Annotated in this window: 19 protein-coding genes and 1 pseudogene; 11 read left to right on the forward strand and 9 right to left on the reverse strand. The window is 69.1% G+C overall.

What is annotated here, in order from left to right; all coding sequences use genetic code 11:
* Positions 1–32 precede the first annotated feature (32 nt).
* Positions 33–1,373, reverse strand: a complete 1,341-nt coding sequence (locus AB0I41_RS00640; RefSeq protein WP_357100040.1) for a low temperature requirement protein A — start codon at positions 1,371–1,373, stop codon at positions 33–35.
* Between the two features lie 223 nt (positions 1,374–1,596).
* On the reverse strand, positions 1,597–2,856 hold the full coding sequence (locus AB0I41_RS00645) for an IS256 family transposase (RefSeq protein WP_357100512.1): 1,260 nt from the start codon (positions 2,854–2,856) through the stop codon (positions 1,597–1,599).
* A gap of 161 nt (positions 2,857–3,017) precedes the next feature.
* Here AB0I41_RS00645 and AB0I41_RS00650 point away from each other — a divergent pair.
* Positions 3,018–3,287, forward strand: a pseudogene (locus AB0I41_RS00650) (hypothetical protein); the annotation flags it as partial.
* 169 nt (positions 3,288–3,456) lie between these two features.
* The gene (locus tag AB0I41_RS00655; protein ID WP_357100043.1) at positions 3,457–4,380 is read left to right on the forward strand and encodes an ion transporter; all 924 of its coding nucleotides are present in this window, start codon (positions 3,457–3,459) and stop codon (positions 4,378–4,380) included.
* Positions 4,381–4,726: 346 nt separating this feature from the next.
* Here the strand turns inward: AB0I41_RS00655 and AB0I41_RS00660 are convergent, their stop codons facing one another.
* Entirely contained in the window at positions 4,727–4,948 is a 222-nt protein-coding gene (locus AB0I41_RS00660; protein ID WP_357100047.1) for a hypothetical protein, read from the reverse strand.
* A gap of 633 nt (positions 4,949–5,581) precedes the next feature.
* Between AB0I41_RS00660 and AB0I41_RS00665 the strand changes: the two genes are divergently transcribed.
* Positions 5,582–6,067, forward strand: a complete 486-nt coding sequence (locus tag AB0I41_RS00665; RefSeq protein WP_357100050.1) for a hypothetical protein — start codon at positions 5,582–5,584, stop codon at positions 6,065–6,067.
* A gap of 16 nt (positions 6,068–6,083) precedes the next feature.
* Here AB0I41_RS00665 and AB0I41_RS00670 read toward each other — a convergent pair whose 3' ends face one another.
* Positions 6,084–6,491: a hypothetical protein gene (locus tag AB0I41_RS00670; RefSeq protein ID WP_357100053.1), complete on the reverse strand. Its 408-nt coding sequence runs from the start codon at positions 6,489–6,491 to the stop codon at positions 6,084–6,086.
* 243 nt (positions 6,492–6,734) lie between these two features.
* Here AB0I41_RS00670 and AB0I41_RS00675 point away from each other — a divergent pair, with 243 nt between their 5' ends.
* Positions 6,735–6,947, forward strand: a complete 213-nt coding sequence (locus tag AB0I41_RS00675) for a hypothetical protein (RefSeq protein WP_357100056.1) — start codon at positions 6,735–6,737, stop codon at positions 6,945–6,947.
* Between the two features lie 664 nt (positions 6,948–7,611).
* Here AB0I41_RS00675 and rox read toward each other — a convergent pair.
* The 4 genes from rox to AB0I41_RS00695 all read right to left on the reverse strand — a co-directional run bounded on the left by rox (position 7,612) and on the right by AB0I41_RS00695 (position 11,674).
* A complete protein-coding gene (gene rox, locus AB0I41_RS00680) occupies positions 7,612–9,036 on the reverse strand; it encodes a rifampin monooxygenase (RefSeq protein ID WP_357100515.1) in 1,425 nt (474 codons plus the stop codon).
* Between the two features lie 354 nt (positions 9,037–9,390).
* The gene (locus AB0I41_RS00685; protein ID WP_357100059.1) at positions 9,391–10,107 is read right to left on the reverse strand and encodes a hypothetical protein; all 717 of its coding nucleotides are present in this window, start codon (positions 10,105–10,107) and stop codon (positions 9,391–9,393) included.
* A 273-nt stretch (positions 10,108–10,380) separates the two neighbouring features.
* Entirely contained in the window at positions 10,381–11,100 is a 720-nt protein-coding gene (locus tag AB0I41_RS00690) for a hypothetical protein (RefSeq protein ID WP_357100062.1), read from the reverse strand.
* Positions 11,093–11,674, reverse strand: a complete 582-nt coding sequence (locus tag AB0I41_RS00695) for an RNA polymerase sigma factor (RefSeq protein ID WP_357100065.1) — start codon at positions 11,672–11,674, stop codon at positions 11,093–11,095. The genes AB0I41_RS00690 and AB0I41_RS00695 overlap by 8 nt, the downstream gene beginning before the upstream one ends.
* Before the next feature lie 71 nt (positions 11,675–11,745).
* Between AB0I41_RS00695 and AB0I41_RS00700 the strand changes: the two genes are divergently transcribed.
* The gene (locus AB0I41_RS00700) at positions 11,746–12,999 is read left to right on the forward strand and encodes a hypothetical protein (RefSeq protein WP_357100068.1); all 1,254 of its coding nucleotides are present in this window, start codon (positions 11,746–11,748) and stop codon (positions 12,997–12,999) included.
* Between the two features lie 72 nt (positions 13,000–13,071).
* Here the strand turns inward: AB0I41_RS00700 and AB0I41_RS00705 are convergent, their stop codons facing one another.
* Positions 13,072–13,506, reverse strand: a complete 435-nt coding sequence (locus AB0I41_RS00705; protein WP_357100071.1) for a ChaB family protein — start codon at positions 13,504–13,506, stop codon at positions 13,072–13,074.
* A gap of 303 nt (positions 13,507–13,809) precedes the next feature.
* Here AB0I41_RS00705 and AB0I41_RS00710 point away from each other — a divergent pair, with 303 nt between their 5' ends.
* The 6 genes from AB0I41_RS00710 (at position 13,810) to AB0I41_RS00735 (ending at position 21,926) form a co-directional block, all read left to right on the forward strand.
* Entirely contained in the window at positions 13,810–14,841 is a 1,032-nt protein-coding gene (locus AB0I41_RS00710) for an ABC transporter ATP-binding protein (protein ID WP_357100074.1), read from the forward strand.
* A gap of 41 nt (positions 14,842–14,882) precedes the next feature.
* Entirely contained in the window at positions 14,883–16,082 is a 1,200-nt protein-coding gene (locus tag AB0I41_RS00715) for an ABC transporter substrate-binding protein (RefSeq protein WP_357100077.1), read from the forward strand.
* A gap of 5 nt (positions 16,083–16,087) precedes the next feature.
* Positions 16,088–17,005 carry an ABC transporter permease gene (locus AB0I41_RS00720; protein WP_357100080.1) on the forward strand — a complete coding sequence of 306 codons (918 nt, stop codon included), beginning with the start codon at positions 16,088–16,090 and terminating at the stop codon, positions 17,003–17,005.
* Positions 17,002–17,814, forward strand: coding sequence for an ABC transporter permease (locus tag AB0I41_RS00725; protein WP_357100083.1), 813 nt, complete (start codon positions 17,002–17,004; stop codon positions 17,812–17,814). Before AB0I41_RS00720 ends, AB0I41_RS00725 begins: the two co-directional genes overlap by 4 nt.
* Before the next feature lie 231 nt (positions 17,815–18,045).
* Positions 18,046–19,227: a low temperature requirement protein A gene (locus AB0I41_RS00730; protein WP_357100086.1), complete on the forward strand. Its 1,182-nt coding sequence runs from the start codon at positions 18,046–18,048 to the stop codon at positions 19,225–19,227.
* Between the two features lie 464 nt (positions 19,228–19,691).
* Entirely contained in the window at positions 19,692–21,926 is a 2,235-nt protein-coding gene (locus tag AB0I41_RS00735) for a transglycosylase domain-containing protein (RefSeq protein WP_357100089.1), read from the forward strand.
* Positions 21,927–21,997 lie beyond the last annotated feature (71 nt).

Below are 21,997 nucleotides of genomic sequence, written 5' to 3' on the forward strand. Positions count from 1 at the left end.
GCGCGGCCACCGCGTGATCGTCTGTATGTTGCTCAGGACGGCGCCGACCCAGTCTGGTCGGCGTCGTCCGCCGGTGGCCGGGCCGCCTCCGCCTCCGCCTCCGCCTCCTCGAGGAGCGTGCTCCGCAGCCGCCGCCGTTGCGGGCGGCTGACGATGAACTCCGTCACCGCCATGACGAGGCAGACGACGGCCAGCCACATCAAGGCCCGTAGAGCGGAGATCCGCGTGGTGACGGGGATCGTCGCCAGCAGCACGGCCGCCGCGGTGAGCCGTGGCCAGATGATAGTGCCGATCCGGGGGCTCAGCCGCCACTGGAACGCGGCGTGGGCGAGCAGGAAGAGGGCTACGCCACCGTACATCCCGTACCGGCCGAGGTCGTCGAGCGGGTCGCCCCGCCGGTACGCCGCCTCGTCGCCGACGAGAGAGGGCACGTGCTTCAGGCCGAGCGCCAGCAGAATGACTCCCGTGATCATCGGAAGGTGGAGGTAGCTGTACCCGTCCCGTCCGAGCCCCGCCCGCCGGGCCGGATCCGCCGCGTACAGCGCGCTCTCGCCGGCGAGTGCCGACAGGTCGAAGTAGATCCACTCGAGCGAGCCGGCGACGACGACGGCGAGCGCCGACGCAATGAGCAGCCCCAGCGTGCCGGGCAGGTGGGCTCCGGCCAGCCCGATCGCCACCAACACCTCGCCGATCGCCACGATGACGATGAGGTTGTGCCGTTCCGTCCAATGCCGGACGGAGAAGATCCGCCGGTCGCCGATGGGCAGGGCCATCCCGAAGGCGTAGTCCACGACGGCCGCGACCGCCCAGAGCGTCACCTGCCCGATCCCTATGCGGCCGGTGTCGAGGCCGGTCAGGGGCAGTGCGGCCGCGGCGGTCAGCAGCCCGACGGCGACGAGCATCGGCACGGTGAGCGCCGCGAGGTCCCGGCGGCGCAGCCCGGGCGAAGCGTAGATCCGCAGCGCCAGGTAGATGGCCCGCACCAGGACGAACCCGGCGACGAAGACGAACGGCATGTACACCCCGCCGGGCCGGTCGGTGAAGGCTTCGGGAATGGAGACCGAGAGCACGAACATGATCGGCGTCGCGGTCAGCAGTACCAGACGAGACAGGCCGTAGTTGGCGTTTGCCCGGTTGCCCAGCCAGGCGAACAGCGACCAGGACCACCAGAGCACGGTGAGCAGCAGAATTCCCTGCAGCACGTTGAGCAGGCTGGCCTCGTCGGACATCCGGGTGGTGACCTGAAGGAAGGCGACCACGAACACCAGGTCGAAGAAGAGCTCGGCCGTAGTGACGTGGGTCCGCTCGGTGACGGGGCGGATGCCGGGTCGTGGGCCTCGACCACCCGAACCGGCGCGGTCAGGTTCAGCCACGACGGGTAGGTCCGCTCACTCGTGGCTCCTCAGCCAGTCCAATCTCGTGGACGCCGGCTACCCCGTCGATCCTCCGGTAAACGCCGGTACTTTGGCTCCCGGCCGGGGAGCCGACGTACCGGTCGACCTTCGGTCACATCAACGAGGGCGGGTCGCGGTAGCGCGATGGCCGCCTCGCGTCCACCCCGCTCCACCAGCAGCATCTCAAAGGGCGGCGGCCGTATTAGGCGGCTGCGGCTGGGTTCGTGACAGTCTCGGTGACGGGTCGTTCGACGAGTTTGCCGCGTTCGAAGCGGGCGCCGGCGCGGACGAGGGCGACGAGGTGGGGTGCGTTGACGGCCCGCCACCGCTGTTGGGCGGCCTCGATGAGTTTGAACGCCATGGCGAGGCCGGCGGCTTTGGAGCCGGGGCCTTTGGTGACCTTGGTGCGGTGTCGGACCGTGGCGAAGGTCGACTCGATGGGGTTGGTGGTGCGCAGGTGCACCCAGTGCTCGGCCGGGAAGTCGTAGAACGCGAGGAGTTCGTCCAGGTCGTCGACGACCTTGGCGACGGCTTTGCCGAACTTCGCGCCGTAGGCGAGCTTGAACGCGGCCACGGCGCGGCGGGCGTGGTCGCGGTCCTCGGCGTTCCAGATCTCGGCCAGGGCCTTCTTCGCTCCGGGATGGGCGGATTTCGGTAGCGCGGCGAGGACGTTGGCGATCTTGTGGAACCAGCAGCGCTGCTCCCGGGTGGCGGGGAACACCTCGCGCAGCGCGTTCCAGAACCCCAGTGCCCCGTCCCCGACCGCGAGGACGGGGGCGCGCATGCCCCGCCGCTTGCAGTCGCGTAGCAGGTCGGCCCACGAGCCGGCCGACTCGCGGTAGCCCTCGGCGAGGGCGACGAGTTCCTTGCGGCCGTCGACACGGACCCCGACCACGACGAGCAGGCACAGTTTCGCCTCGTCGAGACGCACGTTGAGGTGCACGCCGTCGGCCCACACGTACACGTAGTCCGCGCCGGACAGGTCCCGGTTGCCGAACGCGCGGGCCTCGTCCTGCCACTGGGTGGTCAGCCTCGTGATCGTCGCAGCGGACAGACCCGAGCTGGTACCGAGGAACTGCTCCAAGGCGGGCACGAAGTCCTGCGAGGACAGGCCGTGCAGGTACAGCAGCGGCAGCACCTCGTTGATCTGCGGCGACTTGCGGCACCACGCGGGCAGGATCGCCGAGGCAAACCGCCGCCGCTCACCGGTGGTCTCGTCGACGCGCTTGTCGTTGACCCGCGGCGCGGCCACCTCGACCGCACCAGCCGAGGTGAGCACCTGCCGCGGCCGGGCGTGACCGTTGCGCACCACCAGCCTGCGACCCTGCTCATCCACCTGGCCGGCGTGCGCAGCGATGTACGCGGCGACCTCGGCCTCCAACGCCGCGGCCAGCATCCGACGTGCACCGTCGCGCACGATCTCGTCGATCAACGACCCGCCGGACGCGGCCGGCTGCGGCACCGCCGATGGCGTGGGCCCTTCCGGGTTGACTACTGTGAGCACGGGCGTACCTTCCCGACCCGCGTTGGCGCGCGGGCTCTACTCGATTCCTTGGATTCGGACGCGCCGGGAGGGTACGCCCCCACGGCGCTCATCCACAGGTTTCGAGCATTGCTCCCTGAATCATCACGAATCTCAGCCAGACTCTGCTGTGTACGTACCTGTCCGCGATCGTGCTCATCGGCCTGGCATTGAACACGTGGCTCGGCTTGGTCCTGGGCAGACCCCGTCGCCGCACGGGCCGTCGCAGCCGTCGCGGTCCGCGAAGGTGCCGAGGCGTGGCGCGGCGAGCAGTGCGTTGACTGCGCCCACCCGCCGGCCAGCCCCATACCGGTAGTAGCTGCGGTTGCGAGCCGGGCTGCGCGTGCTGCTCACCCAAGGCAGCGCGGTGAACCGGCGTCTCCAACCTTACGGCGGGTTACCACAAGGCAGGCGTCAGCCTGTGTTGACGGCGTGGACCACCAGCATCGGCGCGGGGTCCTTTGTGGCCGGTGTGGTCGCTCGGCGCATGATGGGTGTGTCATAGGCTGCCGTCCGGTTGAGGGCCGGCCGAGGAGATCCATGACGAACGCTGTCCGTAGTCCGTTGCATCGGCTGTCTGAGGCGTGTTCGGCGCGGGTTGCCGCGTCCTGGTTCAGTCTTGCCAGCTTCGTCGTGGTCGTCGTCAACGCGGTGGCGCTGGGCTTGGAGACGTACGACCCAGTGGTCGCCGTGGCCGGCAGCGTACTGCGGGGGATCGAGTACCTGTGCCTGGCCTGTTTCGTGCTGGAGTTGCTGCTCCGGTTCGGGGCACACCTGCGGGCGCCGGTCGGGTTCTTCCTGGATCGGTGGAACGTGTTCGATCTGCTGATCGTCACCGCGCCGCTGTTGCCCGGGGTGCGGGAGAACGTGACGATCCTGCGGCTGCTGCGCCTGGCCCGCATCGTGCGCGCATTCCGGCTCTTTCCCAGCTTGCGGGTGATCCTCGTGGGGATCCGGCGCAGCCTTCCCGGCTTGGGCAGCTTTCTACTGGTCACCGTGCTGTTGTTGTACGGGTACGCGATGCTCGGCTGGATGCTGTTCGGCGCTGCCTACCCCGACAGATACGGCACCGTCGGGCAGGCGATGCTCACCCTGTTCTTGCTGCTGTCGCTGGACGGCATCACCGACACGTTGCAGGCCGGCCGCACAGTCACCGACTGGGCGGTGCTGTACTACGTGTCGTACATGGTCGCCGCGTGTTACCTACTGACCAACCTCCTGATCGGCGTGGTCCTCAACGCACTGCAGGAGGCTCATCAGGACGAACGCGCCGCGGCGGAGCGGACCGGCCGGCCGGGGGTGCTCGACGAGCTTGACGAACCGTCGGTGCGCGAGCAACTGGCACGAGTGCAGGCGATCATCACGGACCTGGAGCGGCGGCTGCCGGAGATCGATCAGGGTGCGGCAGAGAGGACTGCCATGGCTCGGGGTCCCGTCGGGAGCGGCTCGGGGTCCCGCCGCTGACCTGCTCGGACCGGCGTCCGCGGCCGGCCTTCGTCGAGCGGTGCCTGCGGCCTCGTATGCGAGGAGTCAGATGTCGACCTTGAGGGTTGTTGACGGCGTGGCGGCTTGAGATGAGATCGCGGGCGACGCGGGACGGGGGGCTGGGCGCCCTGCTGCTGCGGATCCACCGTCAGCTTGTCGGGGGAACGTAGCCGAGGGCGGCGTGGTGTCAGCCAAGGACCTGGCCGCATCGGCCGCCGGCGGTCGGACGGTGATCTCGGTGGTCAGCAGTCTCCGTTCGGCGCTGGTGAGCGTGGCGTCAGTTGCGGGGCAAGGTGCACCTCGGCGGGCACATCCGGCCTGACCTTCATCCCTCCGACAGGGTGACCACGTCCCGACGCGGCACCAGGATCTCCCGCAGAATCCGCTCCGCCACCTCGAACGCCCCCGAAATGATCATCCGGTGCTCCGGCGTCAGGTTCCGCTGCGCGGCGACCATGTCCCGGATCTCCTCGGTGGTGATCTCCTCCCGTCGGGCGCGGGGGTCGCTGCCAGAAAGTTGGACGACCATGTCGGTGGCCGTGCCCACCGGCCATCCATCCATCTCAGCAGACCGCGAGCCGGACGTCGGGAATGCGCTGCCCTATCCCTCGCCGACCTGAGGCTCCCGCCGGACACAGTCACCGCCTGGGTCCACGCCGCCTACCGTCGCCACCTCGGTCTCGACCCCTTCCCGGCCCGGCCGAGGCCCGAATGGACCTGGCCCACCAACTGACGGCGCCTCACGGTCGGCGGGCGTAGGCGGCCAGCCGCTCGCCGACCGGGCTGGCCCGGCGCGATCCGTTTGCTCTGAGCTCGCGCAGGCCGCAGCCGTAGGCGACGTCGAAAAGAGGCTCCGAAGGCCGCCGGATAACCACCCATTAAGGGAATATCCGATATGCTGGGGCAAGGGGAATGGTGACGGGATCGTGGGAAACAGGATCGACGCCGGTTTGGACATGCAAGGGCGGCCGTGGCAGCCCGGGCCAGCGCGATCACGCAGAGGCCGGCGGGCATCGTCGTGAAGGGTGAGCGACATGACAAGCCTTCCCGCGCGTACACATTGCGCCGGAGACAGACGGCCGTGATGACCGGAGGCCGTTCGCGGCGCGGCCGTCCCCATCAGATCCCCGCAGGGCGCCGACCCCTGACGCGGCTGACCGTGGCCAGCCTGGCGGGACACGTGGTATTCGAGCTGGGGGCTGGCGTTGGTCTGCCGCTCGCCTCGGTGCTCGGGCCGTACGCCGCCGCGGGTTTCTGGACACTTGCTACGGGCGGCGTCTGGGTTGCGAGCGGCCGCGACGCGTCAGCTGACACATTGTTGGCCGCCGTGAACGGCTTCGGGCTCGCTGCGATATCGGCTCATCTGCTCGGCTGGCCAACTCGTCGCACAAGAACAGGTCTGCCCTGGTTGGAGGATTGCGAGGGGCTGGGGTCCGAGTTGATGCCCTTCTACAACCCCATCCTCTACTTCTCGGGCGCGACGGGCCTGCTCGCCATCTTCCGGGAGAACCGCCCCGCCCGCGTGCCCCTGTCGATGGCCATGCTCGGGCTGGTGCCGGCGCTCATCGCGTTCCAGCACTGGGAGCACCGGCGATTGCTGAGGCAGGCCCACACCCACCCCCGGTGGTGGAACCGCCGGCTGCGGCGCCTCGCCTACACACCATGACGCGGTGAACCGCCCGTTAGTTGTCGGCGTAGACGAGGTCCATCGTGTCGGTGCGCCCGGACCAGCGGAGTTCGAGGTGCCAGCAGCCCGCCCGCGGCATGTCGATGATCGATGGGCCCGGACCGCCGGTGACCTCCCGGGTCACCTGCGTGTCGGTGCCGTCCAGCGTCGCGGTGATCGCCAGGGTGGCCGGCGACGCCGTGGCGGACGACGTCGTGGCGGGACGGGAGACCCACAGGATCTTGTTGTTGGACCCGCCGTCTCTGGCCCGCGCCAGCGGGTGACCGAACAGCACCGCGACGATATCGCCCTTCGCGCCGAAGACGTGCGGGATCCGGGAGTCCCCGCTGAACCCGGCGTCCGCCCAGTCGGGCAGGGACCCCGTCTCGATCCGCGAACCGCAGCCTGTCGCGGCGCTCGCCAAGGCCGTGGTGGCCGGAGCGCCGACCGGCGTAGCTGACCGGCTCGTGGTCGTGCACCCCGCCAACAGGACCACCGACCCCAGCAACAACCTGCTCCAGGTACCCATCTCGCGCCTTCCCGATGAACGTCGTGCCTGCCGATGATTCGACTCGGGCCTCCCACTTTCAGGACACCGGCCGGGCTCTTCGGGTTCCTGGCCGAGCTTCCGGGTCGCCGCACGGCTGGCGGCGGGTATCCCTGCAGCTTGTCGGCGAGGCTGAAACAGTTGCTTGCCGTGCATGGCGCGACCCTCGACGTGTTGCACCCGAAGAAGCTCGGCGGACGCGAGGAGTTGCTAGAGGACTTCGTTTCGTTGGTCACCATGTTCGCGAGACGCCTGTACGGGATGCGGTCGGTCGAGAATCGGCGTCGTCTGCTGGCCGAGTCCGGGCAGTCCCCGGATTGTGGTGGCTGGTGAGCCGGAAGCTGCCGCTCGCCGAAGACGAGACCTGCCGCACCGCGTGTGCCCGCATCCCGGTGCGTGTGGGTGTGGACGAGAAGACCGGCGAGCACCCGGCCCCACAGCCGAGCGGGCAAGCGTCCGGAGGGACACGCACCAACGGACCGGACCCGGCTGCCCCGCGCAGCCCACCGACACCAGAGCGTGAACACGATCAGCACACCCACCACCGGCCACCGGCCACCGGCCACGAGGAGCAACACCGGGCGCGGGATTCCACTGTGAGCTCTCACCCAATCTGATCCGTGCTGGGTGGCGCGGAGCTGCGGTGGATCAGATTCGATGACAAGGAGCACGTCCTTATATGTCTCAGTGAATGTGATCCAGTGCCGGGATCGGCGCTCTCATCGAGGATCGTGGGCGCTCAGCGCTCGCCGGAGCCCTGGTCGAGACCTGGACAGCACGACCGGCTACCGACGCTGGCATGGCCATTTTCCGCCATACCAGCGGGCGGTGGATGTCCGACGAGAACGCCGACCACTCCCAGCTCCTGGCCGACAGTGCCGCAGATTCGCTCGCTATCTCGCCACGTATATGCGGGATGACCACACGAACCAGTCCCTGTCATGGTCTCGACCCGAGACAGGCGTGTTCGCATTCATTTTCGGTTGCTCAGGCGAAATTAGTTGGCGGGCTTGCCGAACCAGCGGGAGAGGTGGTCGTCCAGGTCCTGCTGATCGTCGCCGATCCAGGCGACGTGGCCGTCGGGGCGTAGCAGGACGCACGGAACATCCAGTACCGCAGTGGGATCCCCGAGGTAATCGACCCGGTCCGACCAGCCGCCGACGGTCAGGCGTTCGGTGCGGTCCAGCAGCAGGCCGCGGCCGCGATGCAGCAGACCGTAGAGGTGGCCCTGTTTCACGTCGATGTCGCGCAGGCGGCGGCCGAGCAGGTCGGGGCCTTCGCCGAAGTCGTAGCGGATGCCGATCGCGGTGATCTTCTCGATCAGATGGCGGTTCACCTCGTCGAAGTCCATCAGTTCGGTGAGCAGCCTGCGCACGGCCTGCGGGCCCGGTTCGGTGGACAGCAGTTCCATCTGGGCGCGGGTGTTGTCCAGCACGTCCTCGGCGACCGGATGACGTTCGGCCTGGTAGGTGTCCAGCAGTGTTTCCGGCGCCCAGCCGCGGATCTGTGCGGCCAGTTTCCAGCCGAGGTTGAATGCGTCCTGAACGCCCAGGTTGAGGCCCTGTCCGCCGATGGGGGGATGGATGTGGGCCGCATCGCCGGCCAGCAGCACCCGTCCGACCCGATAACGTTCGGCTAGCCGTGTGGCATCCCCGAAGCGGGACAACCAGCGCGGGGAGTGCACGCCGAAATCGGTTCCGGCGATGGTGCGCAGCTGTTGTTTGAAATCCTCGAGGGTGGGCGGTTCCGCGCGGTCGCTGACTCCCGCGGCGGGGACTACGACGCTGTAGACCTCTTCGCCGAAGGGCCGGAGCCAGAATGGCTGATGGGTCTCGCGGATTTCGGTCACCTTGGCGGTGATCTCCTCCTGTGGCACGCCCACTTCCATCTCGCCCATCAGCGTCTCGGTCCGCGAGGGCTCGCCGGGGAAGCCGACGCCGAGCAGTTTGCGCACCGTACTGCGCCCGCCGTCACAGCCGATGAGATAGCGCGAACGCAGCTGTTCCCCGTCGGCCAGCTCGACGGTCACACCGTCGTCGTCCTGCTCGAAATCGGCCACCGCACAACCACGCCGGACCTGCGCGCCCAGTTCGATCGCATGTTCTTCGAGCAGGTGAACGATGACCGGCTGCGGGATGCCCAGCAGATAGGCGTGCGCGGAATCCAGGCCCTCGGGCGCGGGTTTGTTGATGGCGGCGAAGAAGCCGCCGGCCGGACGCTGTCTTCCGTGTTCGAGAATGCGCTCCAGCAGCCCGCGCATTGCCATCAGCTCGATACTGCGAATATGCAGACCGACTATGCGGACGAACGACACGGGCTCGGTTTCCTTCTCCAGGACGAGTACCCGCACATCGTGCAGCCGCAGTTCGGCGGCCAGCATCGCACCAGTCGGCCCGCACCCGGCAATGATCACGTCGAACATGAGGGGCGCGCGATCGGTGCCGGAGGCCGGCGATGGGAGTCCGGGGACGTCGCCCACGGTGGAGTCGCGCTCGACCGTATCGGTCGACGACGGCTCGGCGGTGAACTGCAGAGAGTGCATAGTGTTGCCTTTCGGGAGTGCCTTGTTGGCGAGGCGCTCCCGGCGACACCTACGTCAATCGCCCGACCGTGACGGGAAGGGGGAGCACCCACATCGATACAACGTTCATGGGTCTCACCTCCTCGGGCGGTGTCACGGTCAGCTGCAAGCTACAAGCCCGAGCATCATCCCGTCCAATCCTTTCCCAGCCACGTGATCATGACTCCAAACGGGCCCGTGCGGCGGCGATGCTGATCAGGGGTGGTCGAGGTAGCGGGCGGCGTGGATGAGGAACACCGTCGGCGTCGGGTCGCCGGTGCTGCCGTGCGGTGTGAGCAGCAGCTGCGGCATGCGGGCGAACAGAACGGCGAGCGCGATGGTCTCCGGGTAACGGACGACCTGGTCATCGACTCGGGGCAGCAGCTCGCTGCGCTCGCGCCATCGAAGGACGATGTGGTCGGACTCGCCTCGGCGCCGTGGCCAGCTCCGCCACCCGCTGATGATCTGGCTGGCGACGCCGAGCCCGGCGTCGAGCGTGGCGCGCCGTCGCCGCCGCAGAGCGCGGTAACGGCGCACGGCCGCGAGGATCTCCGGTGTCGAGTCGAGCGGCTGCTCGGACGGCGGCCCCAGGCGCCCGAGCGGACGGCCGCGGCGTGGCTGCTCGTCGCGGAAGCTCACCAACGTCCGGCGGTGCCGGACGCAGATGGGCAACTCGTCGCGGTCGAGCCGGACGAGGGCCGGTATCCGGGCGTCGCGGCGGGCCGCGCAAAGGGTGCAGGGCCGCAGGACGCCCGAGAGCCGGGGGCCGAGGGCAGCCCAATGTCGTGCCGGCTGCGGGTCGTCGTCGCGGTAGAGGTGCTGGCGGGTGGAGAGTACCGCGCGTAGCAGCGTCTCGGGGTAGCCGCTGAGGATCGCCAGTCGCTGCCGTGCGGCGCGGTTGAGGACCAGGTCGTGGGTGCGCAGCTGCTGCATGCCGGGATTCCACTTCCACGCCCACGCAACCCCACCACGATGGGAAACGATCCCGGAAACTCAATTCGACTCAGGATCGATAAGCTGATCAGAGACGCTGAACACTCGGGGCTCCACACAGCGTCGGGGAAGGCAAGCCACCGACTTGCACGCGACGGGGCTGCAGTCGTACGGTTCGGGTCCCCAAGAACCTCAACCGCCACTCTTTTGCTGCGGGTCGCGCGATTTGCCGACGCAAGGATGCCCGGCAAGAGGAAGTTGGCTACCGCTGCCCTAATTCAGGGAGTTGGCGATCTCGATCGCCTCGAGCTTGGTGAGGTTGCCTTCGAGCCGGTAGCTCACGCCAGCCTCCTCCCAGATCAGGGTCGAGGCGGCGAGCCTGGCGGTCTCCACGCGGAGTGTGCCCGCGCGATCGACATAGGCCAGTGCGTGTGGGCCGCCGATCCAGACGGCGAAGCCACCATTGACCTGGACCCAGTCCGTCCCTGGTCCGCTGGCCTGCTTGTGGAAGACCGGGTCGAGAGCGCCGTCGAATGCATCGATGCGCAGCGTGCCTCCGCGATAGAGCAGCGTCGCCACTCGACAGGCGCCCGTGCCATCGGGGTCAGCGACCAGCATCTGCTCGGGCGGGCCCAGCTTCGCCGGTAGGCGGATCGGGAAGCGCACCTTCCGCTGTGCCTCGTCCAGGGTGGCGGGTCGCTGCGACGGCAAGGGCGACGGAGTGCCGGTGGGCGGTGCCGGTGCGGGCGACGTGGTGATGGTGATCCCGGCGAAGCGCAGCAGCCCTGTGACGGCGTCGGCGAGGGCCGCCCGCCCCGGCGGTAGCACAGCGACGAGCAGGGCGACGAGCGCCGTGGCAACGTAGTAGCGCCACGGGCGTCGCTTGGGCCGGGTTGCGGCGAGCTGTGCGCGTACGCGGGCGGTCACGTCGGGCGGGTCGGGTGTCTCCAGCCAGGCGGAGAGGTCGCGCAGTTCCCGCTCGAGGTCATCCATCGTGGACCTCCTCGCGGTCGAGCAGGCCGCGGAGCTTCGCCAGTGCCCGGGACGTCCGCGACTTCACCGTGCCTCGCGGCCATCCCAGCATCGCCACGGTCTCGTCCTCGCTGAAATCGAGGAGGTATCGGCAGACGATCACCTCACGGTCCTTCACCGGCAGCAGGCGCAGGGCCTGTATGAGCGTGGCGCGGCGTTCCCCGGCGAGGACAGTGCCGACCGCGACGTCCTCGGCGATGTCCGACTCCAGGTTTGCCGCCGCAGCCCGCAGGACGAGTCCGTCCCGCCGATTGCGCGACCGGTGCAGGTTGCGGGTCTCGTTGGCGACGATCGCCAGGAGCCACGAGCGGAAGGACGACTCTCCCCGATAGCGGGAGAGCTTGCGGTATCCCTTCACGAACGCCTCCTGGATGACGTCCTCCGCATCCGAGCCCGCGCCGAGCAGCACCGCCGTCCGGTACGCGGACGCGGTGTGGCGGGCGACCAGGAGTTCATACGCCTCCAGGTCACCTGCCTGAGCGCGGGTGACGAACACTTCGTCGTCCAGGGAAACCTCCGGTGGGGACGAACTCATGACACCGCCCGCGCCGTGCGGGTTCCACGCGCCGGGTGGAACCCCGGCGGGTCTGGGAGTGTCATCCGAACATGATGGCGAAGACAACGATCTCGCGTCGCACCGTTCTGACCCTGCTCGCCGGCACCGGCACCGCCGCACTGATCGGCTGCGATCCGGTCCGGAGCCGGAACTCGGCACCGGCCGTCACGCTCCCCGACGCACTGCTCGTCGGGATTGACGACGGGCTCGGCGTACTGCGTGGCACCGACCGATTGACGATCCCGCACTCGATCGCCACCGCCGACGGGCTGGCGATCTACGCCACCGCACCCGACGGCGCCGACACCGCCTTCTGGCGGATCGACAGCACCACGGGCCACACCTCCACTCGGGTCACGCTGCCCGGACGCTGGGCGCCGCAGGCCGTTTCGGCCAACGGTACGAAAGTGGCGCTCACGTCGAACGAGGTGAATGCCACAAAGGGACGCCCGGACGGGCGGGACGTGACCCCGGTCCTGATCGCCGACGTCACCGGGGTCCAGCACCGCCTCGATCTGCGGGGCAACTTCGTACCGGAAACGTTCACCGAGGATCTCGCCGGACTGTTCGTCCTCGAGTGGCTCCCGGCGAAGGCGCCGGACCGCTACCGGGTCCGCGTCGTCGATCTCGCCACCAAGGTGCCCGGCCCGCTCTACACCCGCACCAAGGCTCCGATCCCGCCCGGCGCCGAGGAGGAGATGCGCGGGGACGGACGCCAGGCCGTGCTCGCGCCCGATCGCACGATCCTCTACACGCTCTACACCCACCAGCCCGACCACCGGCACACCCGCAGCCTGATCAGCGGACGACCGGGCAGCACGGTGCACGCGTTCGTGCACACGCTGAACCTCACGGCGCGATGGGCGTACTGCATCGACCTGCCGCACCCGTTCGGGGAGGCGTCCGCGAACGGTCACGCCATGACGATCAGCCCCGACGGAGGCCGGCTCTACGTCGCAGACGTCACGTCGGGGAACGTCGCGGAGATCTCCACGGAGGAGCTGACGGTACGCCGGACGGCCACGCTGCCCAAGGGCATCGGCACCGGACACGCCGTCGCCGACCGCGACCGCCTTTTCGTCGGCGCCGGTACGGTGGTGCGGAGGATGGATCTCACGCGCCTCGGCCTCGCCGCCGAGTGGCCGGTCCGCGAGCCCGTCACCGGCCTCGTGCTGAGCCCCGACGGTAATCGCCTCTACGTGGGCCAGACCGATGCCGTGAGCTGGCACGATTCCGCAACCGGCACCGAACTCGGCCGCGCCGCCGTGCCCGGTCTGGCTGTCGTACGTGGCCTGGCCGGGTAGGCGACCCTCCGCCGTGACAACTGAGCCAAGCCCACGACCCGGACTCCCCCGAGGCGGCCGAGGGTTGCGCCTTCACCGCTTCCGGGCCCGCGCGGTGGCCCGCGCGTTCGCCTTTTCGATGGCTCGGACGAGTTCGCCCTTCTCCAGGTCCTCCGGGTTGACGATGCCGACCTTCCGCGCCACCTCGTCCAGATGGTCCTTGCCGGCTTCGGCGTCCACGCCTTGGGCAGTGGGCCGGCGCCGCTCCCGGGACGCCGGCGTGCCCAGCTCAGCCTGCGGGTCGGACGGTCCTTTGTGCTGCTTGGGTTCCCAATGGTCGCCGACCTTCTCGTGGGTGTGCTTCAACGACGCGTACGCCGTGCGGTGCGACCGCTCGCCGCTGCCGTAGGTCTCCTCGGCGGACTGCAGGGTCTTCTTGTACGTGCGCACGGCCTTGTCGTCGGAGCGGGCGATCGTCGACGGCACCTCGTCACGCATCTCCTCGGCCTGTTCGTGCTTGTCCGGCATCGGTGCACCTCCGAATCGCGCGTCCTGTCATGCTCCGGCCTCTCGTGGCGTGTCCACCGGCGGTGGCCGAGACGGCGTGACTTTTCTCGGCCCCCTGCGTACCCGGGAACGGTGACAGAATGCGAAATCCACAGGTCGGGTCGGCCGGCTACGTCGGCGAGGCGGCATCGCGGCGGCAACTCAACGATCCGGCAACAACACTTGACTACGGTATCCGTTGCGGTTCTATCCTTCGGCCCAGGAATTCGTAGCCGCCACCTGCTCACCTCCCTGCGATTCGTTGAAGAGTTGGAGCTCGTCGCCGTGTCGGAACCCGCGATCCGCCTGACCGGTCTGCGCAAGTCGTTCGATGCCGTGGAGGCGGTCGCCGGGATCGACCTGGACATCGCCGACGGCGAGTTCTTCTCCATGCTCGGGCCGTCCGGGTCGGGCAAGACGACCGTGCTGCGGATGATCGCCGGATTCGAGGTACCGACCGCCGGCACCGTCACGCTCGCCGGGCGCGACGTCACCCGGCTGGCCCCGTTCGACCGGGACGTCAACACCGTCTTCCAGGACTACGCCCTCTTCCCGCACCTGACCGTCCAGCAGAACGTGGAGTACGGCCTGCGGGTGCGCAGGGTGGCGCGCGCCGAGCGCCGTGAGCGCGCGGCGGCGGCGCTGCGGACGGTCCGCCTCGAGGGGTACGGCGAGCGCCGGCCCAGCGCGCTGTCCGGCGGGCAGCGCCAGCGGGTCGCGCTGGCCCGCGCCCTGGTCAACCGCCCGGCCGTGTTGCTGCTCGACGAGCCGTTCGGCGCGCTGGACCTGAGGCTGCGCGAGGAGATGCAGGTCGAGTTGAAGGCGATCCAGCGCGAGGTCGGCATCACCTTCGTCTTCGTCACGCACGACCAGCAGGAGGCGCTGACGATGAGCGACCGGGTGGCGGTGTTCAACCAGGGCCGGATCGAGCAGGTCGATACACCGGCCGAGGTGTACGAACGTCCGGGCAGCCCGTTCGTGGCCGGCTTCGTGGGCACCTCCAACCTGTTCGAGGGCGAGACCGCCCGCGCGGTGCTCGGCCGCGACGGCGTGTTCTCCGTACGTCCGGAGAAGATCCGACTCGGCGGCGCGCCCGCGTCCACGGAGGAGATCAGCGCGGCGGGCCAGGTCGTCGAGGTGATCTACGCGGGAGCGGCGTCCCGCGTCGTGGTCGATCTCGACGCCGGGGGGCGCGTCGTCGCGTTGCAGCAGAACCATCGGTCCTCCCCCGCCGACGTGGCGGCTCTGCGCGGCAAGCCGATCCGGCTGACCTGGCGGGCCGAGCACGTCGTCCCGGTTCCGGTCAGCCCCCGTTGAACCACCCCGATCCCGAGTCGACAACCAGAAGGAGAGCGCCGATGCGCACGACCCGAGTCTTCACCGCGCTCGCCGCGGCCGGCCTGCTCGCGCTGGCCGGATGCGGCGACGGCGGCGGCACCACCGGCGGTTCCGGCCCGGGCGGCATCAAGCCGCCGAAAATCGACAAGCTGGCGTCGCTCGGCGCCGGCGAGGGCCAGGTCAACGTCGTCGCCTGGGCGGGGTACGTCGAGAACGGTTCCACGGACCCGAAGGTCGACTGGGTCAGCGGCTTCGAGAAGGAGACCGGCTGCAAGGTCAACGTGAAGGTGGCCGGCACCTCGGACGAGATGGTGACGCTGATGAAGACCGGCGACTACGACGTGGTCTCGGCCTCCGGCGACGCCTCGCTGCGGCTGATCTACGGCGGTGAGGTCGCCCCGGTCAACACCGACCTGGTCTCCAACTACAAGGACGTCTTCGACGGCCTGAAGCTGAAGCAGTGGAACTCGGTCGACCAGGTGGCGTACGGCATCCCGCACGGCCGCGGCGCGAACGTGCTCATGTACCGCACCGACAAGGTCACCCCGGCGCCGACGTCCTGGAGCGCGGTGTTCGACGCGAACTCGCCGTACAAGGGCAAGGTGACGGCGTACGACTCGCCGATCTACATCGCCGACGCGGCGCTCTACCTGATGAAGCACCAGCCGGACCTGGGTATCAAGAACCCGTACGCGCTGGACGACAAGCAGTTCGCCGCGGCCGTGGACCTGCTCAAGAAGCAGAACGAGCTGATCGGTGAGTACTGGTCGGACTACACCAAGGAAGTGCAGGCCTTCAAGTCCGGTAACTCGGTCGTCGGCACCGCCTGGCAGGTCATCGTCAACCTGGCCAAGGCCGATGGCGCCGCCGTCGAGGCGGTCCTGCCCTCCGAGGGTGCGACCGGCTGGTCCGACACCTGGATGATCTCCGCCAAGGCCAGGCATCCGAACTGCGGCTACCTCTGGATGAACCACATCATCGCCCCGGAGGCGAACGCCGCGGTGGCGGAGTGGTTCGGCGAGGCCCCGGCGAACAAGCTCTCCTGCGACAAGACGGCCGACAAGAACCACTGCACCACGTTCCACGCCGCCGACGAGGCGTACTTCGACAAGGTCTGGTTCTGGAGCACCCCGGTGGAGCAGTGCCTCGACGGCCGCACCGAGGTCAAGTGCAAGGACTATGCGGCCTGGACCCAGGCCTGGACCACGATCAAGGGCTGAGAGACGTGACGGCTCTCTCCACGGTGGACCGGCCGGCGGGCGATGACAGCATCCGCCGCGGGCCGGTCCGCCGGCTTTCCTCCTGGCTGCACCGCCACAGCGGCGCACGGCTCGCCGGGCTGCTCTCGGCGCCGCTGCTCTGGCTGCTCGTGGCGTACCTCGGCTCGCTGGCCGTGCTCTTCGTCTCCGCGCTGTGGACGGTCAACAGCTTCACCGGCGACCTAGTCCGCGAGCTGACGTTCGCGAACTTCCGCACCATCCTGGCCGAAGAGGTCTACCGCGCCGTCACCCTGCGCAGCCTCGGCGTCGCCGCCGCGGTCACCGTCATCGACGTGCTCATCGCGCTGCCGATGGCGTTCTTCATGGCGAAGGTCGCCTCCCCGCGCAGCCGCCAGTTGCTGGTCATCGCGATCCTCACCCCGTTGTGGGCGAGCTACCTGGTCAAGGCGTACGCCTGGCGGGTGATGCTGGCCAACGGCGGCCCGGTGGACTGGCTCTTCGGGGGTGCCGGCAACGGCCCCGGGTACGGGCTGGTCGCGACCGTACTCGTGCTGAGCTATCTGTGGCTGCCGTACATGATCCTGCCCATCTACGCCGGGCTGGAGCGGCTGCCGGACTCACTGCTGGAGGCGTCGGCGGACCTCGGTGGCCGGGGCGGGCGCACCTTCCGCTCGGTGGTGCTGCCGATGATCGTGCCGTCGGTGATCGCCGGCTCGATCTTCACGTTCTCCCTGTCCCTCGGCGACTACATCACGGTGCAGATCGTGGGCGGCAAGACGCAACTCATCGGCAACCTGGTGTACGCCAACATCGGCGCGGCGAACAACCTGCCATTCTCGGCGGCGCTCGCCACGATCCCCGTACTCATCATGGTCATCTATCTGGTCGCGGTGCGCCGGTCCGGCGCGTTGGAGGAGCTGTGACGTTGTCGCGCGGAGCGCGCTGGCTGCTGCGCGGGGCGATGGCGGTGGGCTTGGCCTTCATCTACGTGCCGCTGGCCATCGTGCTGGTCAACTCGTTCAACGCCGACCGCACCTTCGCCTGGCCGCCGCCGCGCTGGACCACCGACTGGTGGGTGCGGGCGTGGGACAACGCGGGCGCCCGCGAGGCGGTGTGGACCTCGGTGAAGGCCGGCCTGGGCGCGACGGCCATCGCGCTACTGCTCGGCACGCTGGTCGCGTTCGCGGTACAGCGCTACCGGTTCTTCGGCCGCGACGCGGTGTCACTGCTCGTGGTGCTGCCGATCGCGCTGCCCGGCATCGTCACGGGGATCGCGCTGGACACCGCCTTCCGCTCGGTGATCGAGCCGCTCGGGGTGGGCAAGGGGCTGTTCTCGGTGGTCGTCGGGCACTCGACGTTCTGTGTCGTGGTGGTCTACAACAATGTGCTGGCCCGACTGCGCCGGCTGGGCGGGAACCTGGAGGAGGCGAGCGCAGACCTCGGCGCGGACACCTTCCAGACGTTCCGCTATGTGACGTTCCCGCTACTGCGCTCGGCGCTGTTCGCCGGCGGGCTGCTGGCCTTCGCGCTCTCCTTCGACGAGATCATCGTGACGACCTTCACGGCCGGGCCGGGCGTCCAGACCCTGCCCATCTGGATCTTCAACAACCTCTTCCGGCCCAACCAGGCGCCGGTCATCAACGTCGTCGCGGCGGTGCTGATCGTGCTCTCGATCGTGCCGATCTACCTCGCCCAACGCATGTCCAACACCGCTGCCGGTGGTCGCCTCTGACCCGCAAACACCGTGGCGGGGCGTGCCGAATCTCTGATCCCCGGCACGCCTCGCTCACCATTCGGTGACGTGGCCGAACCCGCGCCGGGTCGGCCCACCTGTCCTCCGCCTTTGGGCTCCACCGAGCTGACGCTCCGTTATCGTCTTATACGACCGTTCTCGCAGCAGCCGATCCCGCCGGAAGCTGCCGCCGAGTCCCTCACGATCCCGGAATCAGCAGACGGGCGACCGATGACGACCGACCAAGCGGTGGGGCTGACACGCGAGGGTGAGGGACCGCAGCGAGCGACCCTGCTGGAGCTGTTTCTCGATCTGGTGTTCGTCGCCGCGCTCTCCCTGACGTCACGAACCTTGGCGCGGAGTCTCGACTGGGCCGGAACGCTCCAGACCGCGGTGCTGCTGATGGCGATCTGGTGGGTCTGGTCCGTCACCGCACTGGTAACCGACCTCTACCACGCGCAGCGGCCTCCCATCTTCGTCATGACGCTCTGGGTCATGCTCGGGACCATCCTGATGGCCGGCTCGCTGCCCGGAGCCTTCTCCGACCACGCCCTGGTCTTCGCGGTCGCATACGTGGCGATCCACGTGGGACGTGGCATCTTCCTCGCCTCCGCGCTGCACGGCCGCACGGCGCAACTACACGCCAGCCGGTTCATCTTCTGGTTCGTCGTGTCCGCCGTACCGTGGCTCACCGGCGGCCTCCTGGCGGGAACGGCGCGCGGCCTGCTGTGGGCGGCTGCGCTGGCCGTCGACTACGGGTCGGCCTGGCTCCGTTACCCCACGCCCCGGCTCGGTCGGGTACCCACCTCGCAGTACAGGGTGGCAGCCGACCACCTGGCGGAGCGTTACCAGCAGTTTTTCACTCTCGCCCTCGGCGACCTCATCCTCATCACCACCCTGGCGTACGCCGATACCAACGTGACGGCCGAGCGGACAGCGGCGCTCCTGGTCGCGTTCGCCGCCACCGTGCTGCTGTGGCAGATCTACGTCCACCGCGCCGGGGCCCTGCTGCAAGCCGCCATCGAGTCCTCCCGGGACCCGGGCGGATTCGTCAGGTCCGCGCCCTACACCCACCTGCTCATGGTGGCCGGCGTGGTCGCCGCCGCCGCCGGTTTCGAAATCGTCATCGCCCATCCCACCGACCACACCACACCATGGCTGGCCGGCATCATTCTCGGTGGTCCCGCGCTGTTCCTGGCCGGACGAGCCCGATTCGAGTACGAGGTGTTCAGCCGGGTGTCGCCGTCCCGGCTGGTCGCGCTGCTCGTGCTAGCTGTCGCGGCACCGGCCCTGGTGCTCGCGCCCGCACTGGTGGCCGGCCTCACCGCCACCCTCGTGCTGGCCGGGGTCGCCGTCTCGGACGCCATCCGTGCCCACGGAAAACCACCCGAGCCACCAGCACCCGCCCTGTAGCCGCCGGCGGCCCGTCCTGTACCTGACGGCAGCCTTCGTCACCATCCGTCAACTCATCCGCCGCCCCGTACGCTCTACCGCTGGGACACCCAACCCACCACCCGCAGGCTCAAGTAACACCTATTGCCGGTCGCTCTTAGTTAGGAGTTCTATGATGCAAGGATTGGATGGAACCGCGGAACGATCGATCACATCGGCTCCGTCGCCCTTCATCGACGTCGCGGCCACCTGGACGATTCGCGGAAGGCAGGCAGCTCGAAGCTACCGTCATTCGTCACGCGAACCAGGCCGTCGCCTGCCCGTGCACCCGGGTCCAGGCCAGCGGTGTACCGTCCAGCGCGGAAGGGTACCGGGTACGGGTGCCTCCTACCGTTAACAACGACAGCGCTACCGGCGTACCCGGTCCAACCGTCGCCCGGGCAGGGCGGAAGCCTCGGCGCCAGCGCCTCCTGATCGTCCTGGCCGTGCTCGCGCTGCTCGCCGGCGCCGGGCTCACGGCCGTGACCTACTACATCGACAGCGTGCCCACGCCCACCGACCTGAAGCTGCCGGAGTCGACCACGGTCTACTTCGCCGACGGCCGCACGCCCATGGCCAAGCTGGGCGCGGAGAATCGCACGGTCGTGCCCTTCGACCAGATGAACGACTCCGCCAAGCAGGCGATCGTGGCGGCCGAGGACCGAACGTTCTGGACCAACGAGGGCATCGACTTCAGCGGGGTGCTGCGCGCCGCCTGGTCCAACGTCACCGGCGGCCAGCGCCAGGGTGCGTCGACGATCACCCAGCAGTACGCCCGGGTGGCAGCCGACCTCAAGGGCGTCTCGTACTCGCGCAAGCTCCGCGAGGCGGTCATCGCGTGGAAGCTCGACGACAAGTACAGCAAGGAGGAGATCCTTGGCTTCTACCTGAACACGGTGCCGTTCGGGCGGGGGTCGTACGGTATCGAGGCGGCCGCGCAGGCGTACTTCGGCAAGACGGTGCGCCGGGACGCGCCGGCGGCGAAGCAGCTGACCACGGCGGAGGCGATGGTGCTCTGCGCCATGGTGAAGCAGCCGGAGGCCAACCCGGACGACCCGGCGGGCCAGCCCGGCTACGATCCGCAGCGCAGCCCGAAGGCCCGGCAGAACTCGATCGACCGCTGGAACTACATCCGCGACGGCATGGTGAAGCTGGGCTACCTGTCGGCAGACGAGGCGGCCAACCTGGCGTATCCGGACACGGTGCAGCCGATCGACCCCACCGCCCGCCAGTCCGGCCTGGATCGGCCGACCGGCCTGGTGGTCAACCACGTACTCAGCGAGCTGCGGCAGACCGAGCCATTCAAGGACAAACCCGCCGACTACGTGCACAACGGCGGCTTCAAGATCGTCACGACCATCGACAAGCAGGTCCAGGACGCCGCCGAGGCAGCCGCCGACCTCCGGCGTGACACCGCCCCCGAGGCGGTACGCGGGCAGCCGACGAACTGGCAGGCCGCGCTCGTGGCGGTGGAACCCGGCACCGGCCGGGTGCTCGGCTACCACGGCGGCAACGACGGCTCCGGCGCCGACTACGCCGGTTGGTACCACGACGAGAACGGCGAGGCCCGCGGCTTCGGCCAGCACCCGCCCGGGTCATCGTTCAAGGTGTACGACCTGGCCACGGCGGTACAGGAGAAGATTTCGGTGAAGCAGCACTTCGACTCCCCGGAGACCAAGGAGTTCCCCGCTTCCGGCCGGACGAAGGACAGCCCCGCCGGTCCGATCCGAAACGCCGAGCACGCACCGTGCCAGCCGGACTGCGCACTGTGGGAGGCCACCGTCGCCTCGCTCAACGTCACCTACTTCGCGCTCACCGAGCAGCTCGGCACGGCCAAGGTGATCGACATGGCCACCCGCGCCGGGATCGACTCGATGTGGGCCAACCAGAAGGGCAACCCGCAGCCGAAGCGGGTCGAGCTGCGCGGCCACCCCGGCCAGGAGGTGGCGCGGCACTTCTCCACCGAGGTCGGCATCGGCCAGTACGGCATCACCGTGCAGGACCACGCCAACGGGATGGCAACGTTCGCGGCCGGCGGGAAACGGGCCGAGGCGCACTTCGTCCGCTCGGTGACCAAGGGCGACGAGCACGTCCTCGATGAGCAGTTGGTGCAGACCGACGTCGGGCTCGACCAGGACGCGATCGATCAGCTCAACTGGACGCTGCGCCGGGTGAAGGCGGCCAAGCTGGACAACGGCTGGGATTCCGCCGGCAAGACCGGCACCTGGCAGGCCGGCAAGAGCACCACCCAGAACGTTCACACCTGGATGGTCGGCTACACGGGAGCGCTCGCCGCCGCGGTCTGGCTCGGCACCGTCGACGGCAAGCCGCTGAAGACCAAGGACGGCAGCTACGAGGTCTACGGCGCCACCGGCCCCGGGCCGATCTGGCGGCAGTTCATGGAACAGGCAACGGCCGCGCGCGAACTCGACCCGGACAAGTACCGGTTCCGGGAGCCGACGTTCCGGGAGGAGACAGCGTCCACCGCTGGGGCGACGCCGAAGCCGACCGCCGCGCAGCCGACGCCGACCGTGATCCGGCCGACCTGTGAGCCGGCGCCGTGCGTCACCGCGAGCCCGACCGGGAGGCCGACGCCGACCCGGACGCCCAAGCCGAGCCCGTCGTGGAGCCTGGAGCCGTCCCGGAGCATCGAGCCGTCGCTCACCCCGCCACCGAGGTGACGGCCGGTCTCAGCCGCCGCCTTGCCTGCCGAGGCTGTGTCGGGTGGCGGCTGCGACTGCAGATCATTCAG

Source organism: Micromonospora sp. NPDC050200 (genome assembly GCF_040656135.1).
Classification (GTDB): domain Bacteria; phylum Actinomycetota; class Actinomycetes; order Mycobacteriales; family Micromonosporaceae; genus Micromonospora.

What these genes read in the sequence shown, in the direction of transcription:
- AB0I41_RS00655 (WP_357100043.1), top strand. Translation starts at nt 3,457, where the DNA reads ATGACGAACGCTGTCCGTAGTCCGTTGCATCGGCTGTCTGAGGCGTGT.
- rox (WP_357100515.1), bottom strand. Translation starts at nt 9,036, where the DNA reads ATGTTCGACGTGATCATTGCCGGGTGCGGGCCGACTGGTGCGATGCTG.
- AB0I41_RS00685 (WP_357100059.1), bottom strand. Translation starts at nt 10,107, where the DNA reads ATGCAGCAGCTGCGCACCCACGACCTGGTCCTCAACCGCGCCGCACGG.
- AB0I41_RS00690 (WP_357100062.1), bottom strand. Translation starts at nt 11,100, where the DNA reads ATGGATGACCTCGAGCGGGAACTGCGCGACCTCTCCGCCTGGCTGGAG.
- AB0I41_RS00695 (WP_357100065.1), bottom strand. Translation starts at nt 11,674, where the DNA reads ATGAGTTCGTCCCCACCGGAGGTTTCCCTGGACGACGAAGTGTTCGTC.
- AB0I41_RS00700 (WP_357100068.1), top strand. Translation starts at nt 11,746, where the DNA reads ATGATGGCGAAGACAACGATCTCGCGTCGCACCGTTCTGACCCTGCTC.
- AB0I41_RS00705 (WP_357100071.1), bottom strand. Translation starts at nt 13,506, where the DNA reads ATGCCGGACAAGCACGAACAGGCCGAGGAGATGCGTGACGAGGTGCCG.
- AB0I41_RS00715 (WP_357100077.1), top strand. Translation starts at nt 14,883, where the DNA reads ATGCGCACGACCCGAGTCTTCACCGCGCTCGCCGCGGCCGGCCTGCTC.
- AB0I41_RS00730 (WP_357100086.1), top strand. Translation starts at nt 18,046, where the DNA reads ATGACGACCGACCAAGCGGTGGGGCTGACACGCGAGGGTGAGGGACCG.